This is a genomic window from Trueperella bernardiae, assembly GCF_001469025.1.
Classification (GTDB): Bacteria; Actinomycetota; Actinomycetes; order Actinomycetales; family Actinomycetaceae; genus Trueperella; species Trueperella bernardiae.
In genome coordinates, this window is sequence record NZ_LNIZ01000001.1 from 303,870 (window position 1) to 327,623 (window position 23,754).

Here is a 23,754-nt window from a genome sequence, read left to right on the forward strand (position 1 = left end):
CGTGTCACAGCTTTTTGAGAAACTCCCTGATTCGCAGGGTAAGAATAAGGCGGGTTTGCGCGCCACGCAGCGGCGCAAGCGGGGCCTGCGCACGGCCGTGGTCACGTTCGTCGCGGTTGTTCTGCTTGTCATGTCGGCCGTTGTGGCTCTGCCGCACGTGCAGTCGCTGCTATCGCTTGATCGGCCGAGCGTCCAAGACTACGAGGGCGAGGGGAGTGGTGAGGTCATCGTGACCATTCCCGAGGGCTCGACCGGCCGGGATATTGCCGCGATCCTCGTGGAGGCCGACGTCGTCGCCTCCGAGCGCGCGTTTGTAGACGCGTTCCAGGCCGATCGCCGTGCGTCGTCGATCCAGGCTGGCTCGTACCGGATGAAGTCGAAGATGTCGGCGGTGGCGGCGCTTGTCAGCCTGCTCGACCCGGGTTCGCGGGCCGAGCTGAACGTGACGATCCCGGAGGGCTTTACCCTCCAGCAGGTGACGGACCGCCTGGTCAACGTCATGGGCTACGACGCGGCGGAGATCGAGGCCGCGCTGGCCGATCCCGAGGGGCTGGGCCTGCCCGCGGAGGCGAACGGCAACGTGGAGGGCTGGCTCTCGCCAGTCACCTTCTCGTTCGCCCCTGATACGACGGCGAAGGAAGCGCTGTCCGCGATGGTGTCCAAGCGCGTGAGTGAGTTGCGCTCCTCGGGGATCCCGCAGGAGAAGTGGGCGCGTACGATCATCGTGGCCTCGATCGTGGAGCGCGAGGTCAATTGGCCGGACTACTACGCCCAGGTGGCCCGCGTCATCGAGAACCGCTTGAACGATTCGGGCCAGGTGAATGGCAGGCTCCAGATGGATTCGACCGTGCTGTATGGCGTGGGCAAGTCCGGCGGCGTGCCCAGCCGCGAGGACCTTGCGCACGACAACCCGTACAACACCTACCTCCACGCGGGCCTTCCGCCCACCGCGATCTCCAACCCGTCCATCGAGGTCATCGAGGCCTCGGCGAACCCGCCGGCGGGGGATTGGCTCTACTTCGTGACCGTCAACCTGGATACGGGCGAGACGAAGTTCGCCTCCAGCCTCGATGAGCACAACGCCAATGTCGAAGAGCTCCGCCAGTGGGTGGCCGATCACCCGGATGCCGCCCAGTCCGAGAGCGACAATTGATCGGGGTAATCGGGCTCGACCCGGCACCGTTTCGGCTTGCCGGTGAGGTGGCCGAGCTCGGCGCCGTCAACCTCGACTTTCCCGGCGCCGGCTTCGCCTTCGAGATCGAGGCCGCCCCTGACTTGAGGGAGGAGTGCGACGTCGTGGACGGACTCGCGTCCCGCGTGGGCGCGATCGACACGCTCGCCTTCCAGCCGATGGGCGCCTCCCGGATGGCGGTGGGCTTCGCCGCGCTGCCGGGCGCGCTCGGGCGGACGCTCGATGCCCATCTCGGAGTGCATTCCGGCGGCGGCACGCGCCGGGCAGTCATCGTGGGCTCGGGCGCGGCGGCGGCATGCTCGGTGGCGGCCCTCGTCCAGCACCGCTACCAGGTCCTCATCGCGGCGGATGCCCCTGGAGTGGCAGTGAGCGCCGCGCACAAGATGAACGTCGACGTCGAGCTCGTGCGGCCCGCAGCGCTTGCGGACGAGATCGACCTGCTGGTCCAGACAGTGGCTGAGCGGCCCGAGGTGGCTCCGGGCGTGGTGGTGGACCTGGCCGGTGTGTGGGCGGAAGCAGACTGCCGGGTGATCGGTGCAGCGGAGGTCACAGCGCGCCAGCGACAGGACCAAATCCGGGTGCTGACGGGCAAGAACGTTGAGCAGGCCGAGATCCTCGCCCTGTAATCAAGGGCGGGATACCAGCGGCGCCGGGCCTGTGGAGAACTTCGCGGCTGATGTGCGCGAATCGCTAGCCTGAGGGCATGCATCCGCTCCTTTACGATTCCATGACGAACCGCCAGGCCGCGCTCGTGGTGGTGGCGAGCGCGCTCGCCTCCGCCTGGACGGCAGGGCTTGCCTGGGCCTGGCAGGGGCAGTGGTGGCTGCCGGCCGTCTGCGCCGCGCTGTTCTACCCGCCGCTGGCCATCAACGCTGTGATCGACGCCCGGCACCACGTGTTGCTGAAGAACTGGACGCACCTGGCGGGCGCGATCGCCGTCCTAGCCTTCGTGGCGGCGGGAGCGCCGTGGCGGGGCCTGGCGGTCGGCGCGGCGGTGGCGGTGCCGATGTTCGCGGTGTCGGTCTTTTCGCGCGGGCGGCTCATGGGCATGGGGGACGCGCGGCTCATCGTGGCGCTCAGCCTGTTCAATTCGATCTGGAACCCGCTCGGCGCCTTGTACATGATCTGCGCCAGCTTCGTTCTGCACGTGCTCTACGTGCTCGCCCGCTCGCTGTTTGCTCGCGTGACGCTGCGCTCCCGCCACGCGCTCGGACCTTGGCTCGTGGCTGGGTCCTTCCTTACGTTTGCCATCGCGTGAGCGCCCCGGGCACCGGGCGGCGCAAGATGGCACAATAGGGGGCATGATTCGGTGGAGTACGGCAGGTGAGTCCCATGGCCCGGCACTGGTGGCCCTCTTCGAGGGTATGCCGGCGGGCGTGCGCGTGACCAGTGAGGACATCAAGCACGCGCTGTGGCGGCGACGGCTCGGCTACGGGCGTGGCAGCAGGCAGAAATTCGAGCAGGATGAGCTGACGATCCTGTCCGGGATCCGCCACGGCGAGGCGCTTGGCTCGCCCATCGCGCTTGAGATCGGCAACTCGGAGTGGCTCAAGTGGTCCACGGTGATGAGCGCCGACCCGGTCCCGCCTGAGGCCCTCCTTATCGACGCCGGTACGGGCGACGAACGGGAGGTCTCCCGGAACAAGCCGCTCACCCGGCCGCGCCCGGGGCACGCTGACCTCGTGGGGATGAACAAGTACGGCTTCGACTCGGCACGCCCCGTTCTCGAGCGGGCCTCGGCCCGCGAGACGGCGGCCCGGGTGGCGCTCGGCGAGCTGGCAAAGCAGCTGCTGCGCCAGGCGGCGGGCGTTGAGATCGTCTCTCATGTGGTGGAGGTCGGCTCCGTGCGCGGTTCGGACCTCACGCTCCCCACGCCGGAGGATACCGCCACGCTCGACGAGTGCGACGTGCGCCAGCTGGATCCCGAACTGGCCGCCGCCTTCCGTGCCGAGGTGGACGCGGCGAAGAAGGACGCGGACACGCTGGGCGGCGTCGTCGAAGTGGTGGGCTGGGGCGTGCCTCAAGGGCTGGGCACGCACGTGCGCGGGCAGGATCGCCTGGACGCGCGGCTGGCCGGCGCGCTCATGTCGATCCAGGCGGTGAAGGGAGTGGAGATCGGCGACGGCTTTGAGACGGCCCGCCGGCGCGGGTCGGCCGCGCATGACGAGATTGTCCGCGAGGCCGGGCACCTGGCGCGGCTGACAAACCGGGCCGGCGGCATTGAGGGCGGCATGTCGAACGGCGAGCCGATCGTGGCCCGCGTGGCCTACAAGCCGATCTCGACAGTGCCGCGCGCGCTGCGCACGATCGACACCGCCACGGGCGAGGTGGCCAGGGCCCTCCACCAGCGCTCCGACACCACGGCCGTGGTGCCCGGGGCCGTGATTGCGGAGGCGATGGTGGCGCTCGTGCTCGCCGAGGCGCTCGTGGAGAAGTTCGGCGGGGACTCGCTGGCCGAGATCCGGCGCAACCTGGATTCGTGGTGGACCTCGATCGACGAGGTTCGAAGGTAATGGGACCTCGCGCGATCTTCATCGGGATGCCCGGGGCGGGCAAGTCGACTGTAGGCAGGCGGGTCGCCGCCGCGCTCGGCCTCGAATTTCGCGATTCGGACGAGCTCATCGCCGAGCGCACCGGTCGCTCCGTGCCCTCGATCTTTGAGTCCGAGGGGGAGGCCGCGTTCCGCGAGATCGAGGCCGACGCGATTGAGTGGGCCAGCCACGAGTTCGAGGGCATCCTCGCGCTCGGCGGCGGGGCCGTGCTCCACGAGCGTACGCGCCGCTTGCTGGCCGACCAGCACGTCGTCCTCATCGAGGCCACCGACGAGGAGCTGACCCGGCGGGTGAGCCGTTCGCGGACCGTGCGCCCGCTGCTGCGCAAGGATCCGGCGGGCCAGATCAAGAACCTGCGCCGCCATCGCTCGACTCTCTACCATAGCGTCGCCAATTACGTTGTTTTGTCTGACGCGCGCCCGGTGGCCCGCGTCGTTGATGAGGTGGTGAATTACTTGGAGGCTCCCCACAGGCGCATTGCCGTTGCGGGTCAGGACTACGAGGTGGTGATCGGGCACGCGCTCGCCTCGGACGTGGTCAAGCTTGCGACCACGAAGTCGCGGGCGCTGGTCGTTTACGGCGAGGACGTGTCGCGGTATGCCGAGCCGATCATCACCGAGCTGACGATCTCCGACATCCCGTCCTCGGCTTTCATCATTCCGCGGGGCGAGGAGGCGAAGACGGCCGAGGTCCTCGAGCGCGGCTGGCACGCCGCCGGGGATGCCCACCTTGGGCGCGACGGCGTGGTCATCGCGGTGGGCGGGGGAGCGACCACCGACCTGGGAGGCTTCCTCGCCGCCACGTGGCTGCGGGGCGTGGCCGTCATCCAGGTGCCCACCACGCTGCTGGGCATGGTGGACGCCGCCGTGGGCGGCAAGACGGGTATCAACTCCGCCCACGGCAAGAACCTGGTGGGCGCGTTCCACCCGCCGCTCGGCGTCTTTTGCGATGTTGATACGCTCGCCACGCTCGACGCCGGTGAACTGCGCGCTGGCATGGGTGAGGTGGCCAAGTGTGGCATGATCGCCGACACCGAGATCCTCAGCATTATTGAGGCCGGCGACGCCGAGGCGAAGCTTTTCGAGCTCATCGCCCGCAGTGTCCAGGTCAAGGCCGACATCGTCTCGGACGACCTGCGCGAGTCCGGCCAGCGCGAGTTCCTTAATTACGGCCACACGCTGGCCCACGCGATCGAGGCCTCCTCCGATTACCGGGTGCGTCACGGCGAGGCGGTGGCAATCGGTTGCGTGTTTGCCGCAGCCCTTGCCGAGGCCGCCGGGGTGGGGCCCGCGGGCCTGGCCGAGCATCACCGCAAGATCCTCGCCGCACTCAAGTTGCCCACCACGTACGCGGGCGCGAGCCGCGAGGAGTTGCTCGCGATAATGTCCTCGGACAAGAAGGTGCGCGGCGGCCAGCTCCGCTTCGTCGTCCTGCGCGAACTTGGCGTGCCCGAGATCCTCACCCCCACGCCCGAGCAGCTGGACGTCGCCTTTGCGGAGGTGGGCCTGTGAGTGCGATCTTCCTCATCGGTGCCCCGGGCACGGGCAAGTCCGCCGTCGTGGGCGAGCTCGCCAAGCTCGGCTTCACGGCCGCCGACGTCGACGCCGCGGTCGCGGCCGCGCACGGCTACTCGCTCGAGGACTTCTACGTACTGCTCGCCCCGGAGCAGCGCAAGGTGCTCGTTGCCGAGGCGCTGTCCGACTTCCTTGACGACGTCGACTCCGACCCGGCCGGCCGCTGGGCGCTGGCTATCCCCTCGGACGCGCTGGGGGACTCGCTGGATGACCCCGAGCACGTGCCTGTCCGCGAGCGCCTGCGTGTGGGCACGGTGGTCAAGCTGACGGCCGACCTGTCCACGCTCGTCACTCGCAACGGGCTCATCGGCCAGCGCTCGGCCACTCTGGTCATGCCGCGCAAGGAGTTCCGGCTTATGCTGGGCGCTCGGGACGAGGTCTACGATGCCGTCGCGGACCGCATATATGATACAACACGGCGAGATGTGGCCGAGCTGGCGAAGGAGCTCGTGGGGCTCGTTTAGCAGGGCTTCGTTTAGGTTTACCTACACTAGGGCCGCCTTACCTTCGTTGTTACTGGAGTCGTTCCAGAATACGATAGGGGTATGGCCAAGAAGTTTGTCTCCCAGTATCCGCTCGTGGCAGTTATCGCCGTGGTCGCGGCTGTCGGCGTTGTGCTCACCGCGATGGGCAACGAGCCTGCCGCCAAGGTGATCGCCTCCGCGGTGGCGCTCCTCATCGCCGCTCTGCAGTTCAAGGGCATGATCGACACCCTGAGGGAGCACAGCTTTGGCATCGACATCCTCGCGGTCACGGCGATCGTCTCCACCGTGGCGGTGGGCGAGTACTGGGCCGCGCTCGTCGTGTGCCTCATGCTCACCGGCGGCGAGGCGCTCGAGGACTATGCCGAGGGCCGGGCGAGCGCGGAGCTGACGGCCCTGCTCGAAGGCGCGCCGACCGTGGCCTACCGCAAGGCGGACGGCGGGATCGAACAGATCGACGTCGATGAGGTGGCGGTGGGCGACGAGCTGGTGGTCCGCCCGCACGAGGCGGTGCCGGTGGACGCCGTGCTCCTGTCGGAGTCGGCGCTGCTGGATGAGAGTCAGCTGACGGGCGAGTCCATGCCGGTCAGACGCCGCGCGGGTGACACGCTGCTCGCGGGCTCGATGAACGACGCAGACGCGATCGAGGTCCGGGCCCGAGCTGTCGCGGCCGATTCCCAGTACCAGCGCATCGTCTCGCTCGTTACCGAGGCGCGCGAGTCCAAGGCGCCGTTCGTGCGGCTGGCCGACCGAGTGGCCCTTCCCTTCACCATCATCGCCTTCATCATCGCGGGGGCTGCGTGGGCGGCCACGGGCGACCCGATGCGTTTTGCCCAGGTGCTCGTGGTGGCCACCCCGTGCCCGCTCATCATTGCGGCGCCGGTGGCCTTCATGGCCGGCATGTCACGCGCGGCCCGCGGCGGCATGATCATCAAGAACGCCGGCACGATCGAGCAGATTGCCAAGGTCTCCTCTGTCGCCTTCGACAAGACCGGCACACTGACCAAGGGTGAGCCGGAGATCACGAACGTGGTGAGCGAGGATCCCGAACGCATGCTCCGCCTCGCCGCGAGCGCCGAGTTCTACTCCTCCCACCCGCTCGCGCAGGCGATCGTGGCGGCCGCGGATGACGTGGCCGAGCCCGAGCAGGCGCGCGACGTCCCCGCCCAGGGCGTCATTGCCCAGGTCGAGGGGCGCCAGGTCAAGGTGGGCAAGTACGGTTTCGTCATGGACACCGACGCGTCCGCGCCGGTCGAGGTCCGCCCCGGATTTACGGCGATCTTCGTCTCCGTCGACGGCGGCCTGGCCGGTCACGTCGAGCTGTCCGACCCGATCCGACCCGAGACTCCGGGCGCGCTCGAGGCGATCGGCGCCATGGGCGTGCAGCGCACGGTCATGCTGACCGGGGACGCGGAGGACACAGCCCGGCGCGTAGCGGGCGAGCTCGCCATCGACGACGTACGGGCCGGCCTCCTGCCCGAAGACAAGGTCCGCGCGGTGACCGAAATGGGCCCCAAGCCCGTGCTCATGGTGGGCGACGGCGTCAACGACGCCCCCGTGCTCGCGGCGGCGGACGTGGGCGTGGCGATGGGCGCGCGCGGATCGGCGGCCGCGGTGGAGAGCGCCGACGTCGTCATCATGCTCGACGACCTCTCGCGGCTCGCCCGCCTCCTCCTGGTTGGTAAGCGCACGATGCGGGTGGCCTGGCAGGCCATCGCGATTGGTGTGGCCTTCTCCGTGGTCCTCATGCTTATCGGCGCCACCGGTGTCATGCCCGCCTTCGTGGGCGCCTGGATGCAGGAGCTCGTGGACCTGGCCTGCATCCTGTGGGCACTGCTGGCCGCGCGCCCGTCGCGGGCGGAACGCAAGCTGGACGGGTGCGAGTCGGCGGGCGTCGTCGTCGAGAAAAAACGGGAGGCCGCTCACGGCGCCAGACGGCCCGCCCCGGTAGCATAGCGCGCAATGCCACACGATACGGGTGCGGAAATGCGGGGCATGCACGCTAAACTTGTGTCGAGATACGGCCAAACAAAGATTGGATAAACGTGGCAACGACGAACGACCTCAAGAATGGCATGGTCCTGAAGATCGACAACCAGCTGTGGCAGGTGGTGGAGTTCCAGCACGTCAAGCCGGGCAAGGGCCCCGCCTTCGTGCGCACCAAGCTACGCAACGTCCTGTCGGGTAAGAATGTCGACAAGACGATGAACGCCGGGGTCAAGGTCGAAACGGCCACGGTTGACCGCCGCGACATGCAATACCTGTACAATGACGGCGAAGACTTCATCTTCATGGATCTCGAGACCTACGAGCAGCTGCCCGTGTCGGCGGCCGTGGTGGGGGACGCCAAGAACTACATGCTCGAGAACCAGAACGTCATCATCGCGATGCACGACGGCCAGGTCCTCTTCATCGAGCTGCCCTCCTCGGTGGTCCTCGAGATCACGTTCACCGAGCCGGGCCTGCAGGGCGACCGCTCGAACGCGGGCACCAAGCCGGCCACCCTCGAGACGGGCTACGAGATCCAGGTGCCGCTCTTCATCGAGCAGGGCACCAAGGTCAAGGTTGATACCCGCACCGGCGAGTACCTGAACCGCGCCTAATGGACAACAACTCTCGCCCCAATCCCAAGCGGAAGGGTAGGTCCCTTCAGCGGCAGATGGCACTCGACGTGCTGTTTGAGTCCGATCTTCGCGGCACGGACCTGCGCGCGCTCCTCGAGGAGCGCCGGGTCGTGTCCACCCACATGGTCCCCATCGGGGACTACGGGGTCACGATCGTCTCCACGTACGCCGATAACGCCGCCGACGTCGATTCGATGATCGAGGCGGCATCACCGAAGTGGTCGATCGAGCGCATGTCGATCGTGGATCGCTGTCTGCTCCGCGTGGGGGCCACCGAGCTCATGTTCTTAGGGGTGGACCTGCCCGTGGTGGCCTCCGAGGTCAAGTCTCTGGCCCGGGACATCTCCACGGATCGGGCGGTCCCGTTCCTCATGGGCGTGATCAATAGGATTGGCGAGATCCGCGCCGGTGAAACCGCCGGCTTGAATGACGACATCGAACAGTTGCCGGTCACGGGACATCATCCCGAACCGTAAAGGCGTTAGGACGCCGGTCATGTGGCCGGCGTCCTTTTTTATGAATGGAGGATGCATGAGCACGGCGAGGATCATCTTCGAAGATGGGACGGAGGCGCGCGGACTGGCCTACGGCGCGCGTGGGACGGTGAGCGGGCGCGTGGTCGTCTGTTCCTCGGCCACGGGCTACGAGCAGGCACTGCGTGACAGTGCGGGAGCGATCGTGCTGGTCACCACCCCGCACGTGGGCAACACGGGCCTGACGGGGGAGGGGCCGCTCACGGCGGCCGGACTCATCGCGCGAGATCCCGTCCCGCGCTCGTCGTCCGCCTTCGCGGTGGCCGAGCTGGAGGAGCGGCTGCGCGCGGACGGCGTCGTCGGCATCCGTGAGGTCGACACCCGGGCCATCATGCGCCGCGTCCGCGGCGGCACCACCACGCTCACCATCGTTTCAGAGGAGAACTAATGCCACGTCGCACCGACATCGAATCGATCCTCGTCATCGGCTCGGGCCCGATCGTCATCGGCCAGGCCTGCGAGTTTGACTACTCGGGCACGCAGGCCTGCCGCGTGCTTAAGGACGAGGGCTACCGGGTGGTGCTAGTCAACTCCAACCCGGCCACCATCATGACCGACCCGGACATGGCGGATGCCACCTACGTCGAGCCGATCACGCCCGATGTGGTGGCCCAGATCATCGCCAAGGAACGTCCCGATGCCGTGCTCGCCACCCTCGGCGGGCAGACAGCGCTCAACACCGCGATGGCGCTGGCTGACGACGGCACGTTTGCCAAGTACGGCGTGGAGTTCCTGGGCGCAGACGCGGACGCGATCCGCAAGGGCGAGGACCGCCAGGCCTTCAAGGACGTGGTGGAAGCCTGCGGCGGGGAGAGCGCCCGGTCCTATATCGCCCACACCCTCGAGGAGTGCCACGAGGCGGCCGAGAAGCTGGGCTACCCGCTCGTCGTCCGGCCGTCCTTCACCATGGGCGGGCTCGGGTCTGGCTTGGCCCACAACCAGACCGAGCTCGACCGGATCGTGGGCAGCGGCCTGCGCTATTCAGCCACCGCCGAGGTGCTGCTTGAGGAGTCGATCCTGGGCTGGAAGGAGATCGAGCTCGAGGTTATCCGCGATGCCAACGACGTGGCGATTCTCGTGTGCTCGATCGAGAACTTCGACCCGGTGGGTGTTCACACCGGCGACTCGATCACCATGGCCCCGGCGCTCACGTTGACCGACGCCGAGTACCAGGCGGTGCGCGAACTCGGCATGTCGATCATCCGCGAGGTGGGCCTGGCGGCCGGAGGCTGTAACATCCAGGTGGCGATCGAGCCGGAGACCGGGCGCATGGTGGTCATTGAGATGAATCCGCGCGTCTCGCGCTCCTCGGCGCTGGCCTCCAAGGCAACTGGCGTGCCGATCGCGAAGATCACCACGAAGCTTGCGGTGGGCTATACGCTTGATGAGATCACGAACGACATGACCGGCGAACCGCTCTCGGCTGGCGACCCGGCGGTGGACTACGTGGTGGTCAAGGTGCCGCGCTTCGCATTCGAAAAATTCCCGGCGGCGGACGACACACTGACCACCACGATGAAGTCGGTGGGCGAGGCGATGGCGCTCGGGCGAAACTTCACTGAGGCGCTGCAAAAGGCGATGCGCTCGATCGACAAGAAAGGCGCCGTCTTCCACTGGGAGGGCGAGGTAGACGTGCCCGCGCTCCTTGAGGCGATTAAGCGCCCCACCCAGGACCGCATCATCCAGATCCAACAGGCGCTGCGCGGCGGGGCGAGCGTGGAGAAGATCAACGAGGCCACGGCGATCGACCCGCTCTTCCTCGACCAGATCGTGCTCATCAACGACGTCGCCCGCGAGATCACGCAGGCCGAGGCCCTCACCGCCGATGTCCTGACGAAGGCCAAGCGGCACGGTTTTTCTGACCAGCAGATCGGGGCGATCCGCGGGATCTCAGAGGCGACCGTTCGCGAAGTGCGCTGGGCCTACAACCTTCACCCGGTGTACAAGATGGTGGACACGTGCGCGGGCACGGCCGAGGCGTCGACCCCGTACATGTACTCCACTTACGAGCAGGAGTGCGAGGTCATGCCGCGCGAGAGGCCGGCCGTTATGATCCTGGGCTCGGGGCCGAACCGGATCGGCCAGGGCCTGGAGTTCGACTACTCGTGCGTGCAGGCTACGTTTGCGCTCAAGGATTACGAGACGATCATCGTCAACTGCAACCCGGAGACCGTCTCCACCGACTACGACATCTCCGATCGCCTCTACTTCGAGCCGCTCACCCTGGAGGATGTGCTCGAGGCCTACCACGCAGAGCTCAAGGCAGGCCCCATCGCCGGCGTCATCGTGCAGCTCGGTGGGCAGACCCCGCTGTCGCTGGCGCAGGACCTCAAAGCCGCGGGCCTACCGATCGTCGGCACCACGCCCGACGCGATCGACATGGCCGAGGACCGCAAGCTGTTCGGCACGGTGCTCGAATCGGGTGGCCTGCAGGCACCCGAGTACGGCACGGCGATGTCGGACCAGCAGGCGGTGGAGGTCGCCGAGGCGGTGGGCTTCCCGGTGCTCGTGCGCCCCTCCTACGTGCTGGGCGGGCGCGGCATGCAGATCGTGTACTCACGCGAGGAACTGGACGAATACCTGGCCAGGCACGAGTCGGAGAAGACCGACGCTTCGCGCGCGTCCTCCCCGCTCCTTATCGACCGCTTCCTCGACGACGCCACCGAGATCGACGTCGACGCCCTCTATGACGGCGACGAGCTTTTCCTCGGCGGGATCATGCAGCACATCGAGGAGGCCGGCATCCACTCCGGAGACTCGGCCTGCGTGCTACCCACCCTCACCCTGTCCCAGGCGATGATTGACCGGATCTTCGCGGCCACGGAGGCGATTGCCCGCGGGGTCGGCGTGGTGGGCCTGGTCAACATTCAGTTTGCCATCCAGTCCGGGGTGCTCTACGTCATCGAGGCCAACCCGCGCGCCTCGCGCACGGTTCCCTTCGTCTCGAAGGCCACCGGCGTAGCGCTTGCGCCCGCGGCAACCCGTGTCATGATGGGCGAGAAAATCGCCGACCTCAAGACCGAGGGTGCGCTTCCCGACGTCGACGCCCGCGTTCTCGACCTGGTCAGCCCGATCTCGGTCAAGGAGGCCGTGCTGCCGTTCAAGCGCTTCATGACGAAGGAGGGCACGGTGGTCGACACGGTGCTCGGGCCCGAGATGCGCTCGACGGGCGAGGTCATGGGCATCGCCTCGACCTTCCCGGCGGCCTTCGCCAAGTCCCAGAGCGCGGCCTACGGCGGGCTTCCCACCGAGGGCGGGGTGTTCGTGTCGGTGTCGAACAGGGACAAGGCCACGATGATCTTCCCCGTCCTCCAGTTGGTGGACATGGGCTTTACGATCTACGCCACCAAGGGCACGTCCCACGTTCTCGACCGCTATGGGATCCCCACCAAGCCGGTGGCCAAGCTGTCGGAGGCGGGCGAGGTCAACGTCGTCGACCTCATTACCTCCGGCGCCATCGACATGGTGGTTAACACCCCCAACACGCAGGGGGCGCGTGCGGACGGCTATTCCATCCGTGCGGCGACCACGGCGGCGAACCTGCCGATCATGACCACGATCTCAGAATTCTCCGCGGCCGTGCAGGCGATCAAGAACATGTGCAGCCAGAATCTCGGGATCATGTCCTTGCAGGAGCACCATGCGTCCAAATAGCGGACCCCACACGTGGCCGACATGTCCGATTTCCAACATATGGGCGGATGCGTGACGCGCTGACCTGCGGGAACGCAATTGTTATGAAACAGCTATGAAAAATACTGGAAAATCCGCCCAATTTAGCGCCATGAACGCTATATTGGCGGTAAACCAGCACACAGGGAGGCATCATGGCGTTACCACATCTCACGGCGGAAGAGCGTCAGGCGGCTCTTGAGAAGGCGGCTGTTGCGCGCAAGAGGCGCGCGGAAATCAAGGCGCAGCTCAAGAGCGGTGAGCGGAAGCTGTCCGAGGTACTTGAGCTCGCCAAGGAGGACGCCGTGCTTGCCAAGCTCAAGGTGACGTCCTTGCTGCAGTCGCTTCCTGGGGTGGGCCCGGCTAAGTGTGAGGCCGTGATGGAGGACGCGAAGATTTCGCCGTCACGCCGCCTGGGTGGCCTTGGCAAGCACCAGGCTCACCACCTGGTTGAACTCTTCGGCTAAGCGCCGCATGAAGCGCCCCGGGCTACTTGGGCCGCCGGGGCGCTTTCTGGCACCATAGGTATATGCAGGCATTCGTTCTTACTGGTCCCACCGCTGTTGGAAAAGGCACCGTGATCGCCGAGCTGCGCAAGGAGATGCCGGATCTGTGGTTTTCGATTTCGGCCACCACGCGCGCTCCGCGCCCTGGCGAGGTTGACGGCGTCAACTATTTCTTCGTTACTCACGAGGAGTTTGACCGCCTCGTGGCCGAAGGGCAGATGCTCGAGTGGGCGGTGGTCCACGGGCTGAACAAGTACGGCACACCACGAGGGCCGGTCGATGAGGCACTCGCGCAGGGGCGCACGGTCCTCCTTGAGGTCGATCTGGCGGGCGCCCGGCAGATCCGTGAATCAATGCCGGAGGCCGCCCAGATTTTCCTGGCCCCGCCGTCGTGGGAGGAGCTCGAGGCGCGGCTGCGTGGCCGTGGCACGGAGAGCGCGGAGGAACAGCGTCGTCGGCTCGAGACGGCGAAGGTCGAGCTGGCCGCGGAGGGCGAGTTCGATGAGGTAGTCGTCAACATAACAGTGGCACAGGCCACCGAGGACATACTTAAGATTATGGCGGAAGGCCGCTAGAATATAAGGCCGATGCCTTGTTTCAAGGCGCCAATTCGTGGAGAGGCAAACATGTTCGGAACCACCCCCCATCCCGAGGGCATCACGTCGCCGGCGATTGACGACCTGCTGGAGAAGGTTGATTCGAAGTACACGCTGGTGGTCTACAGCGCCGCGCGTGCTCGCCAGATCAACTCCTACCGTCAGGAGATGAAGTCGGGCGATCAGAACATCACCAACATCGGCCCGCTCGTTCCCGCTCTTCCTGAAGACAAGCCGCTGTCGGTGGCGCTGCAGGAAATCGATCAGGATAAGCTCTCGCTGACCGTTGAGAACTAACGCCTCGGGAGCCTCCCTGCTGGGAGGCTCTTTTGTATCCGCCCCGCGCGTGCTGATCGGGGTGTGCGGCGGCATTGCCGCGTACAAGGTCGCTGTTGTGGTGCGGCGCCTGCGGGAGGCCGGTGTCGACGTCGTCGTTGTGCCCACGCCCGCGTCCCTCGATTTCGTGGGGGTCACCACCTGGGAGGCCCTGTCTGGCAATCCGGTTCATGTCTATACACCCGAGGGTGCGGAGCGCGTGGTGCACGTGGCCACCGGCCAGCAGGCGGACCTGGTGCTCATCGCGCCCGGCACCGCGAACACGATGGCGAAGATCGCGGCCGGCATCGCCGATAATCTGCTCAATGCCTCCGTGCTCGTAGCCACCTGCCCGGTGATGATCGCCCCGGCGATGCACACCGAGATGTGGAACAACGCGGCCACCCAGGCGAACGTTAAGACGCTCGCCGAGCGCGGGGTGGAGTTCATCGGCCCGGCGTCCGGCCGCCTCACCGGCGCTGATTCGGGCGTGGGGCGCATGGTCGAGCCCGAGGAGATTGCGGGCGCCGTCCTCACACGCCTCGGCCTGAACGACTGTCGTGGCGCAGGCGAGCTGGAGGGCACCTCGCTTGTCATTTCCGCTGGCGGGACCCGCGAGCCGATCGATCCGGTGCGCTTCATCGGCAACCACTCCACGGGCCGGATGGGAATCGAGCTGGCGAACCAGGCCGCATGGCGCGGGGCCTCCGTGTCGCTGGTGGCCGCCAACATCGAGTCCGCGATGCTGGCGCAGGTCGATTCGCGCGTCGTCATCGTGCCCGTGAGCAGTGCGCTCGAGCTGTCCGAGGCGATGAAAGCCCGCGCGGATGCCGACGTCCTCATCATGGCCGCAGCCGTGGCTGATTATCGTGTCGCCGAACGTAGCGCGACCAAGATTAAGCACGGGGACTCACTCGAGCTGAGCCTCATTGCTAATCCCGATATTCTTGCGGGCCTTGTCCGCAACCGCCGCCCGAACCAGATCATCGTAGGCTTTGCCGCGGAGACGGGTGACGACACCAACGATTACCTGGAGTTCGGCCGCCAAAAAGCGCGCAAGAAGGGCGCCGACCTCCTTGTCATCAACCGTGTGGGAGAGCGCGCCGGTTTTGGCGACGTCGACACGGCCGTGACTATCGTTGACGCCAGCGGAGCAACCGTTGGCGAAGCTGCCGGCACCAAGCGAGAGGTGGCCGCAGCGATCATGTCCACCATCCCCTCAAGGAAGAATCTGTGACGAAGCTCTTTTCATCTGAATCTGTGACCGAAGGCCACCCGGATAAGGTTTGCGACCGCATCTCTGACACCATCCTCGACGCCCTGCTTGCCAATGATCCCTCGGCGCGCGCGGCCGTGGAGACCGTGGTGACCACGGGACTGGTCGCGGTCGTTGGCGAGGTGACGACCAACGGTTACGTCGACATCCCGGCGCTCGTGCGCAACGCGATCCGCGACATCGGCTACACCTCCTCCGAGATTGGGTTTGACGCCGATTCGTGCGGCGTGCTCGTCTCCATTGACCAGCAGTCGGCGGACATCGCCGGCGGCGTGGATGCCTCGCTCGAGGCGCGCACGGACGCGGGCGCGGACCCGCTCGATCAGCAGGGCGCCGGCGACCAGGGCCTCATGTTCGGCTACGCAACGAATGAGACCGAGTCCTTCATGCCGCTGCCGATCCACCTGTCCCACCGCCTGGCCCAGCGCCTGACGGAGGTGCGCAAGCGCGGCATCGTGCCGGGCCTGCGCCCGGACGGCAAGACCCAGGTGACGGTCGATTACGACGGCGATCGCCCGGTTCGCGTCCGCACGGTGGTCGTCTCCACCCAGCATGATGCGGACGTGAGCCAGGAGTGGCTCTCGCGCGCGATCCAGGAGCACGTGGTGCTACCGGTGCTCGAGGCCGAGGCGGGCGTGGACACCTCCGAGGTGGAGGTGCTGGTTAACCCGTCGGGCCGCTTCGTTATCGGCGGCCCGCAGGGAGACGCGGGCGTGACGGGCCGCAAGATCATCGTTGACACCTATGGCGGCATGGCCCGCCACGGCGGTGGCGCTTTCTCGGGTAAGGACCCGTCGAAGGTGGATCGTTCGGCGGCCTACGCGGCGCGCTGGGTGGCGAAGAACGTGGTGGCGGCCGAGCTTGCCGACCGCTGCGAGGTGCAGATCGCCTACGCGATCGGCCGGGCCCGCCCGGTCTCGGTGCGCATCGATACGTTTGGCACAAACCACGTGGAGGAGAAGGCGATCGAGAAGGCGGTGTCGGCCGTGTTCGACCTGCGCCCGGCCGCGATCATTCGCGACCTCGATCTGCTGCGCCCGATCTATGCCGCCACCTCGGCCTACGGCCACTTCGGGCGAAACAACCCCGATTTCACGTGGGAGCGCACCGATCGTGTCGAGGAGCTGCGAGCAGCGATCTAAATTGTCGGAGGCTCATGATTCAATGAATTCATGACGAACGACGAGCTGTTTGGCCTCCCAGATTTTGGGCATCAGGAAGAGTTGCTCTCCCTGAGCCCTGTGGCACGCCGCGTCGGCGGGGTGGATCGCCCCGTAGCGCGCGTGCTACTCGACATGCCCCAGCCGCACATGGACCACCTCTTCGATTACGAGATCCCGGAGAAGATGGCGGCCGTGGAAGAAGGCGCTCGCGTGGTGGTCAATGTGGGCCAGCGCAAGGTGGACGGGTTCGTTGTCGGGCGTAGCGAGGTGACACAGGTGGCCTCGCTACGCCCGCTTGCCCGTGTGGTTTCCCCGATGCGGGTTCTCACCCCGGAGGTGCTCGAGCTCGCTCGGGCGGTCGCCGCCCGGCAGGCGGCACCGGTGGCGGACTGCCTGCGCCTGGCCATCCCGCAGCGCCACGCCCGTGCCGAACGGGAGTTTTTCGACGACCCGCCGTCGTTCGGGGCACCGAAGGTGCTCGATGACGCGCCGTGGTCGGCCTACATCGGCGGGCCGGAGTTCGCCACCGAGGTGCGAGCCGGATCTCACCCCAGTGCGGCGGTGCAGATGCGGGCCCGGGATCGGGTCCACCACCTTCTGCCGTTCCTCTTGAGCGCCGTGCGGGAGGCGGGAGAGTCGGTGCTCATCGTGGTGCCCACCCCCACGATTGCGCGCCAGCTTGCGGCGGATGTGGAGCGGTTGGTGGGGGAGACGCCCGCGCTCATGCTGTCTCAGGACGAGCACGCCACGCGATACCGCACGTTCCTGGCGGTGCTCACGGGCCGGGCCAGGATCGTGGTGGGCACGCGTGCGGCGGCGTGGGCGCCGCTGGAGAAGCTGGGCATGGTGGTGGTCGTGGACGATCACCACTCGGCGCTACGCGAAAGGCGCAGTCCCTACGTCCATGCCCGCGAGGTGCTGGCCCTTCGCGCCAAGCTCAGCGGTGCGTCCTTCGTGTCCTTCAACTTCGGCCCGTCCCCGGAGCTGGCCGCGATGGTGCAGCGAGGGCAGGTGAGGTGGATAACCCCGGCTCTGAGCGAACACCGGGGCGGGGTGCCGCAGATCATGGCGGCGCAGGATTTCCGCACCGAGGGAATTGACCTGGCCCGGATGCCTTCGTCGGTCTTCGCGGTCACGCGCGAGGGGCTGACGCGTGGGCCGGTGCTCTTCCTCGTGCCGGAGGCAGGTTACGTGCCGGTCACGGCGTGCAACAGGTGCCGGGAGCTTGCCACCTGCCCGGTGTGCGGGGGATGGCTGGCGATCAGTCATCCGGGCGCGCCCCTGCAGTGTTCGCGCTGCTCGCAGGTGGTGCGCCAGTTCCGGTGCGCCTCGTGCGGGGGCGGGCAGGTGCGCGCCGCGCGGATCGGATCGCAGCGCACGGCCCAAGAAGTCGGGCGGGCGTTCCGGGGCACCCCGGTCCACGTGGCGGGGGTTGGCCAGTCGGCCGGGCTTGACGGGTCGGCGCGCATCGTCGTCTCCACTCCCGGCGTGGTGCCGGACGTGGAGGGCGGGTATGCGGCCGCCGTCGTGCTTGACTCGGGCTACCTGTTACGCTCCAACCGCCTGGACGCGGAAGTCCATTTTCTGCGCATAATCGCCCACGCCGCCGCCCACACCCGGGCACGCAGTGAGGGCGGGAAGATGCTCGTGGTGGGGGACGTGCCCACGCCCCTGGTGGGAGCCCTTCACACGTGGGACATGGCGGGCTGGGCCGAGGGCGTGCTCAGTGAGCGCGGGCCGATCGCTCTGCCGCCCACGTCGTGCTGGGTGGAGGTGCGAGGGGATCACGCGGGTCTGCGTGACTTCCTCGGGCTGCTGCGTGCCGTGTCGGCGCAGGCGGAGGGCTCGCCTAGTTCCGGCGCGCCCAGGTCTGGTGGTGCGGACCTACCGGTGGATGCGCTGCTTGGCGGCGGCGCGCACGACGTCGTGCCCGGGATCGCGGTGCTTGGCCCGCAGGTGGCGGGCGATGGCCTGGTGGCCTACCTGCGCTTTCCCGAATCGGAACGCGCGGAGAAGACAGCGGCCGTGTATGCGGCCGTGCGGGAGGCCTCGGCGCGGCGGGTGGCGGGCGTGCGGGTGCGAGTGGACCCCGAACTGTAGGCCGGTGCTGGACAGGCGAGCCGGGGCGAACTGTGGAGGCGACGCCGAACAGGTGGGCCGGGGGCTGGACCGTGAGGGCAGGGCCGAACTGGCAGGGCAGCGCTGAACTGTGAGGGCACGGCCAAAGCCCGTAAGATGGACGGGTGCGTATTATCTTTGCTGGAACCCCCGATACCTCGGTTCCCTCCCTTGAACGGCTGAACGAGGACCATGAGGTCCTCGCCGTGCTCACCCGCGCCCCGGCGCCGGTGGGCCGCAAGCGCGTGCTGACGAAGTCGGCCGTGCATGACCGCGCCGAGGAGCTGGGTCTGTCCGTCCTCACCCCGGCCACGCTCAAGGACGCCCAGGTGCAGGCGCAGATCGCGGAGCTGGACCCACAGGCCGTGGCCGTCGTCGCCTACGGCCTGCTTGTGCCTCAGGAGCTACTGGACGTGCCCGAGCACGGCTGGCTCAACCTTCACTTCTCGCTGCTGCCGCGCTGGCGGGGCGCGGCGCCCGTGCAGTACGCGATCGCGCACGGGGACCGCGTGACGGGGACGGCCGTGTTCCAGATCGAGGCCGGGCTGGATACCGGGCCGGTGTACGACGTGCGCGAGCACGCGATTGCCGATTCGGACACCGCCGAATCGCTGCTGGCCGTGCTCGCCGAATCGGGTGCGCGGCAGCTGTCCGAGGTCTTCACCGCCCTCGACTCCGGCGTCGCGAGTGCCAGCCCGCAGGAGGGCGAGGCGACGCTCGCGCCGCGGCTCACGTCGAAGGATGCCCGGATTGACTGGTCGGCGCCCGCGGAGGCGGTCTCCGCCCGCACCCGCGGATGGTGGCCGGCGCCCGGCGCGTGGTCGGAGATGGCCGGCACGCGCGTCAAGCTCGGCCCGGCGGCGGTGACCGACGTCGAGGGCCTGCGCCCCGGCCAGATCGGTACCGACGGGCTGGTCGGCACGGGTACGACGGCCGTGCGGCTGTCCCGCGTGGGGCCCGCGGGCAAGGCGTGGATGGAGGCCGCAGACTGGATTCGCGGTTTGCACGGGGAGTCGAGTTTTGAGGTGGCACGATGAGTGAACGTCCTGCGGGATGGCGGCCCGGCCGCCGGCAGAGCGACGCGGCCCGCACTGCCGTGTTCGAGGTCCTGATCGACGTGGAGACGAACGGGGCGTATGCCAACATCGCCCTGCCCAAAGCGATTCGGGCCGCGCGGCTGAACAAGCAGGACGCGGCCTTTGCCACCAACCTGTGCTACGGCACGCTACGTCTGCAGGGGCGGTGGGACGCGATTCTCGCCCACTGCATGGACCGCGAGCCCGAACCCGCCGTCAAGGTGTTGGCGCGCATGGGTGTCCACCAGCTCTTCGCCCTGCGCACCCCGCCCCACGCCGCGATTAACGAAACGGTCATGCTGGCCCGCCACCACGTGGGCACGGGCGCATCGGGCTTCGTCAACGCCGTGCTGCGCCGGGCGGGCGAACGCACGCTCAAAGAGTGGCAGGACCAGCTCAAGGCCGACCACGGCAAGGTCTCCTCGGTGGGCTTCCTCGCCGACTGGTTCTCTCACCCGCGATGGATCGTGCGCGCGCTGTCCGATGCGCTTGCGGCTCACGGCCGCCCAAAGCGCGACCTCATCTCGGTGCTCAAGGCTGACAACGAGCCGGCGGGAGTGGCCCTCGTGGCCCGCGACATCTCCATCAACGCCCTGCGCTCGGACATCGGGCGTGGCCACATGAGCTCCCAGCCAGGCCACCTCGTGGACTCGGCGCTCATCCTCGAAGGCGGCGACCCCGGGCGGGTCTTTGCCGTGCGTGACGGGATCGCCGGCGTGCAGGATGAGGGCTCGCAGCTCGTGACCCGCACGTTCGCCGCGGCCCCGGTCGACGGCGAGGACGCCGCGTGGCTCGACATGTGCGCCGGACCGGGCGGGAAGACGGCCACGCTCGTGGCGCTAAACCCGTCCGTTACCGTCTTCGCCAACGAGCTCCACGAGCACCGGCTCGACCTCGTCGCCGAGAACGTAGCCCCCTGGGCCAACCGGGTTCAGCTCCGGCTGGGGGATGGCACCGACATCGGCACCGAGCAGCCTGGCCAGTTTGATCGGGTCCTCATCGACGCCCCCTGCACGGGCATCGGCGCTCTCAGGCGTCGTCCGGAGGCCCGCTGGGCGAAGGAGGCGGGCGACGCGCTTGACCTCGTGCGCCTGCAGCTGTCCCTCCTCGAGTCTGGTTGGGAGGCCGTGCGACCGGGCGGCGTCGTCGGCTACTCCACGTGCTCGCCGTACCTGCCCGAGACCACCGGGGTGGTCGAAACCTTCCTGGCCGGCCGCGACGACGTCGAGGTGCTCGACACCCGCGAGCTCGCCTCTGCTCAGGCGAAGTTCCCGATCGTGGGGGAGGGCCCCTACCTTCAGCTGTGGCCTGACCTGCACGCCTCAGACGCCATGTTTCTTGCACTCTTGCGCAAGCGGGCACACTAGGCGCCGGCTAGAATTGGCCTATGAGAATCTCCCCTTCCATCCTCAATTGCGATTTTTCTGACCTGCGCGGCGAGCTGGCCAAGATCAGCAACGCCGACTGGGCGCACGTGGACATCATGGACAACCACTTCGTGCCGAACTTGACGATGGGCGTGCCAATCGTGGAGTCGATCGTGGGGGTGACGCCGATTCCGGTGGACACCCACCTCATGATCGAAGATCCGGACCGCTGGGCGCCCGCGTTTGCGGAGGCCGGGGCGAAGTCGGTGACCTTCCACGCGGAGGCGGCGGCCGCCCCGCTGCGCCTGGCACGTGAGTTGCGGGCGATGGGCGCGCGCGCGGGCCTAGGCCTTAAGCCCGCCACGCCGATCGAGCCCTACCTTGACATCCTCGATGAGTTCGACATGATCCTCATCATGACTGTCGAACCCGGATTTGGTGGCCAGTCTTTCATCGAGTCGATGATGCCGAAGGTGGCCCGCACCCGCGAGGCGGTCAACAAGTCGGGCCTAGACGTGTGGATTCAGGTGGACGGCGGTATCTCGCGCAAGACGATCGAGATCGCGGCCGAGGCCGGTGCGGACACCTTCGTGGCAGGTTCGGCAGTCTACAAGTCGGAGGACGCCTACGCCGAGGTCGAGGCCCTGCGCGAGTTGGCGATGCGTCACACACATTCGCATTAAAGCGCCTATACTGGGCACATGCACATGCTCCGGGGTCAGTGAAAATCTGAACCGGCGGTGAAAGTCCGCGACCCGGCCAGTTTGGGCCGGTTGATGGGGTGGAATTCCCCAACCGACGGTAATAGTCCGGATGGGAGGAGCAATGAGGCGGCGCATGCCGCCTGCACGCGTACGCGCGTGCGTCCTTCCCGGCGCGTGCATGGGAAGGGACGAATGAAGCGGATGACATGGGCGGCGCCGATCACGGTCGGCGTCGTCGCGTTGCTTGTCTGGATCGCCGTGACCGAAACGGGCGTGGTCGGGCAGTGGATCCTGCCGAGCCCGCGTAAGGTCGGGGCGCGACTCGTCAGTGGGCTCGAGCAGGGCTACCTGGTGGATGCCACGGTCCAGACTCTGTATGAGGCACTGCTTGGGTGCTTTTTCGCGGCGCTGATCGGCATCCCGCTTGGCTTTGCTATCGCCCACTGGCGGACGTTGGCGGCCTCGGTTCAACCCTATTTGGCGGCCTCTCAGGCGATTCCTGCGGTGGCCATCGCTCCCATGCTCGTGATCTGGGTGGGTTACGGAACGGCTCCCATTGTTGTGCTGTGTACGATCATGGTCGTCTTCCCCATCGTCATTAACACCACGGTGGGGGTGCGAAGTATCGATCCGGACATCATCGGGGCCGCGCGCCTCGATGGGGCCGGATCGTTTCGCTTGGTGGGGATGATCCAGCTTCCCCTGGCGGCGCCGAATATCCTGGCTGGTCTGCGCAACGGCTTCACCCTGTCGATCACGGGTGCGGTTGTTGGGGAGATGGTCATCGGCGGGCGCGACGGGCTGGGCATCGTCCTTGTCGGGGCGCAGGCGCTCAACGATATCTCGGGGATGTTCGCCGCGATTGTCATCTTGGCCGCGTGCGCGATCGTGATCTACGTTCTTTTACTCATCGCAGAGTCCAGGGCCAACTGGGCCGTGGAAGGAAGACAAGGTAGAAAATGAAGAAGGTACTTGCGCTGTTTGCACTCCTGGCGCTGACGGCGTGCTCGGGCCAGCCGGTCAACGGCCCCACAGCCGCCACGGCGGACAGCCAGGCCACGCAGGAGCAGGCCGATCCGGCCGCGCTGACGATCGGGCTGACCTACATCCCCGACGTCCAGTTCGCCCCCGTCTACGTGGCGCTCGAGAAGGGCTATTTCGCCGACGAGGGCCTGGATGTCACCATCCGCCATCACGGCGCGCAGGAGTCCCTGCTTGGCGCGTTGCAGTCGGGCGAGGAGGACGTGGTTTTCGCCGGAGGCGACGAGATGATGCAGGCGCGAAGCACCGGGGTCGACGTCGTGAACTGGGCGACCATGTACCAGCGCTACCCGGTGGTCCTCATCGCAAAGACCGATTCGGGGATCACATCGCCCGCGGACCTCGCGGGCAAGTCGGTGGGCCTGCCCGGCCCCTACGGGGAAAACTACTTCGGGCTACTTGCCATGCAGAAGGCGTACGGTCTAGACGACATGCAGGTGGACTATATCGGCTACACGCAGGCGGCGGCACTGAGCTCGGGCCAGGTGGATGCCATCATCGGTTTTACGAATAACGACGCCGTCTCCATGCGTCACGCCGGCATCGACGTGGTCGAGATGCCGCTGGTGGAGGGTGACCTGCCGCTGGTTGGGGTGGGACTCGGGTCGATCAACGTAGAGCCGGAGACGATGGCGAAGGTGCTGGCCGCGATGGAGCGAGCCACTGCGGACGCGGCGGCCGACATCGAGGGCACGCTCGACATCGTCACGGGCTACGTGCCAACGCTGGCGGAGCCGGACCAGCGTGAGCTGGCCGGCAAGGTGCTGGAGGCGACCCTCAAGCTCTACACCGGCGGGGAGTCATTCGGCGCGCAGGACGAGCAGGCGTGGGAGGCGATGTCGGCATTCCTCGAGGACAACGGCCTGCTCGAGCAGCCCGTGCCTGCTACCGAGGCCTACACGCTCGACGTTCTTAAGGCACGGACGAACTGAGCTGACTGGCCTGGGCGCGGCTACAATGGAG

General features: G+C 67.3%; 22 protein-coding genes and 1 riboswitch. All 22 genes read left to right on the forward strand.

Annotated elements, in window-relative coordinates:
• Position 1: 1 nt before the first annotated feature.
• Entirely contained in the window at positions 2-1,153 is a 1,152-nt protein-coding gene (gene mltG, locus AQZ59_RS01375) for an endolytic transglycosylase MltG (protein ID WP_152994705.1), read from the forward strand.
• On the forward strand, positions 1,150-1,818 hold the full coding sequence (locus tag AQZ59_RS01380) for a hypothetical protein (RefSeq protein WP_062612428.1): 669 nt from the start codon (positions 1,150-1,152) through the stop codon (positions 1,816-1,818). The genes mltG and AQZ59_RS01380 overlap by 4 nt, the downstream gene beginning before the upstream one ends.
• A gap of 77 nt (positions 1,819-1,895) precedes the next feature.
• Positions 1,896-2,450 carry a prepilin peptidase gene (locus AQZ59_RS01385; protein ID WP_062612430.1) on the forward strand — a complete coding sequence of 185 codons (555 nt, stop codon included), beginning with the start codon at positions 1,896-1,898 and terminating at the stop codon, positions 2,448-2,450.
• A gap of 43 nt (positions 2,451-2,493) precedes the next feature.
• Entirely contained in the window at positions 2,494-3,705 is a 1,212-nt protein-coding gene (gene aroC, locus AQZ59_RS01390; protein ID WP_062612432.1) for a chorismate synthase, read from the forward strand.
• Entirely contained in the window at positions 3,705-5,255 is a 1,551-nt protein-coding gene (gene aroB / locus AQZ59_RS01395) for a 3-dehydroquinate synthase (protein ID WP_062612434.1), read from the forward strand. The genes aroC and aroB overlap by 1 nt, the downstream gene beginning before the upstream one ends.
• Positions 5,252-5,782, forward strand: coding sequence for a nucleoside/nucleotide kinase family protein (locus tag AQZ59_RS01400; RefSeq protein WP_062612436.1), 531 nt, complete (start codon positions 5,252-5,254; stop codon positions 5,780-5,782). The genes aroB and AQZ59_RS01400 overlap by 4 nt, the downstream gene beginning before the upstream one ends.
• A gap of 81 nt (positions 5,783-5,863) precedes the next feature.
• A complete protein-coding gene (locus AQZ59_RS01405) occupies positions 5,864-7,756 on the forward strand; it encodes a heavy metal translocating P-type ATPase (protein ID WP_070808030.1) in 1,893 nt (630 codons plus the stop codon).
• Positions 7,757-7,845: 89 nt separating this feature from the next.
• Complete coding sequence (gene efp, locus AQZ59_RS01410) at positions 7,846-8,403, forward strand: elongation factor P (RefSeq protein WP_062612438.1); 558 nt, start codon at positions 7,846-7,848, stop codon at positions 8,401-8,403.
• Between the two features lie 56 nt (positions 8,404-8,459).
• A complete protein-coding gene (locus tag AQZ59_RS01415; protein WP_062612440.1) occupies positions 8,460-8,900 on the forward strand; it encodes a transcription antitermination protein NusB in 441 nt (146 codons plus the stop codon).
• A gap of 55 nt (positions 8,901-8,955) precedes the next feature.
• Positions 8,956-9,345, forward strand: a complete 390-nt coding sequence (locus AQZ59_RS01420; RefSeq protein WP_062612442.1) for a carbamoyl-phosphate synthase domain-containing protein — start codon at positions 8,956-8,958, stop codon at positions 9,343-9,345.
• Positions 9,345-12,611: a carbamoyl-phosphate synthase large subunit gene (gene carB, locus AQZ59_RS01425; RefSeq protein ID WP_062612443.1), complete on the forward strand. Its 3,267-nt coding sequence runs from the start codon at positions 9,345-9,347 to the stop codon at positions 12,609-12,611. Before AQZ59_RS01420 ends, carB begins: the two co-directional genes overlap by 1 nt.
• A 173-nt stretch (positions 12,612-12,784) precedes the next feature.
• On the forward strand, positions 12,785-13,096 hold the full coding sequence (gene mihF / locus AQZ59_RS01430) for an integration host factor, actinobacterial type (protein ID WP_062612445.1): 312 nt from the start codon (positions 12,785-12,787) through the stop codon (positions 13,094-13,096).
• 62 nt (positions 13,097-13,158) lie between these two features.
• Positions 13,159-13,710, forward strand: coding sequence for a guanylate kinase (gene gmk, locus AQZ59_RS01435; RefSeq protein ID WP_062612447.1), 552 nt, complete (start codon positions 13,159-13,161; stop codon positions 13,708-13,710).
• Between the two features lie 51 nt (positions 13,711-13,761).
• Positions 13,762-14,028 carry a DNA-directed RNA polymerase subunit omega gene (rpoZ, locus tag AQZ59_RS01440; RefSeq protein ID WP_062612449.1) on the forward strand — a complete coding sequence of 89 codons (267 nt, stop codon included), beginning with the start codon at positions 13,762-13,764 and terminating at the stop codon, positions 14,026-14,028.
• Positions 14,018-15,283, forward strand: coding sequence for a bifunctional phosphopantothenoylcysteine decarboxylase/phosphopantothenate--cysteine ligase CoaBC (gene coaBC / locus AQZ59_RS01445; protein ID WP_236698632.1), 1,266 nt, complete (start codon positions 14,018-14,020; stop codon positions 15,281-15,283). The genes rpoZ and coaBC overlap by 11 nt, the downstream gene beginning before the upstream one ends.
• Complete coding sequence (metK, locus tag AQZ59_RS01450) at positions 15,280-16,464, forward strand: methionine adenosyltransferase (protein WP_062612451.1); 1,185 nt, start codon at positions 15,280-15,282, stop codon at positions 16,462-16,464. The genes coaBC and metK overlap by 4 nt, the downstream gene beginning before the upstream one ends.
• A 30-nt stretch (positions 16,465-16,494) precedes the next feature.
• Positions 16,495-18,585, forward strand: a complete 2,091-nt coding sequence (locus AQZ59_RS01455) for a primosomal protein N' family DNA-binding protein (protein WP_062612453.1) — start codon at positions 16,495-16,497, stop codon at positions 18,583-18,585.
• Between the two features lie 143 nt (positions 18,586-18,728).
• Positions 18,729-19,640, forward strand: a complete 912-nt coding sequence (fmt, locus tag AQZ59_RS01460; RefSeq protein ID WP_062612455.1) for a methionyl-tRNA formyltransferase — start codon at positions 18,729-18,731, stop codon at positions 19,638-19,640.
• Positions 19,637-21,046 (forward strand): transcription antitermination factor NusB, encoded by a 1,410-nt coding sequence (locus tag AQZ59_RS01465; RefSeq protein WP_062612457.1) that lies wholly within the window; start codon positions 19,637-19,639, stop codon positions 21,044-21,046. Before fmt ends, AQZ59_RS01465 begins: the two co-directional genes overlap by 4 nt.
• Positions 21,047-21,066: 20 nt before the next feature.
• The gene (gene rpe, locus AQZ59_RS01470) at positions 21,067-21,729 is read left to right on the forward strand and encodes a ribulose-phosphate 3-epimerase (RefSeq protein WP_062612460.1); all 663 of its coding nucleotides are present in this window, start codon (positions 21,067-21,069) and stop codon (positions 21,727-21,729) included.
• 21 nt (positions 21,730-21,750) lie between these two features.
• A riboswitch (FMN riboswitch) is annotated at positions 21,751-21,875 on the forward strand.
• Positions 21,876-21,942: 67 nt separating this feature from the next.
• Positions 21,943-22,713: an ABC transporter permease gene (locus AQZ59_RS01475; protein WP_062612461.1), complete on the forward strand. Its 771-nt coding sequence runs from the start codon at positions 21,943-21,945 to the stop codon at positions 22,711-22,713.
• Positions 22,710-23,723, forward strand: coding sequence for an ABC transporter substrate-binding protein (locus tag AQZ59_RS01480; protein WP_062612463.1), 1,014 nt, complete (start codon positions 22,710-22,712; stop codon positions 23,721-23,723). The genes AQZ59_RS01475 and AQZ59_RS01480 overlap by 4 nt, the downstream gene beginning before the upstream one ends.
• The last annotated feature ends 31 nt before the right edge of the window (positions 23,724-23,754 follow it).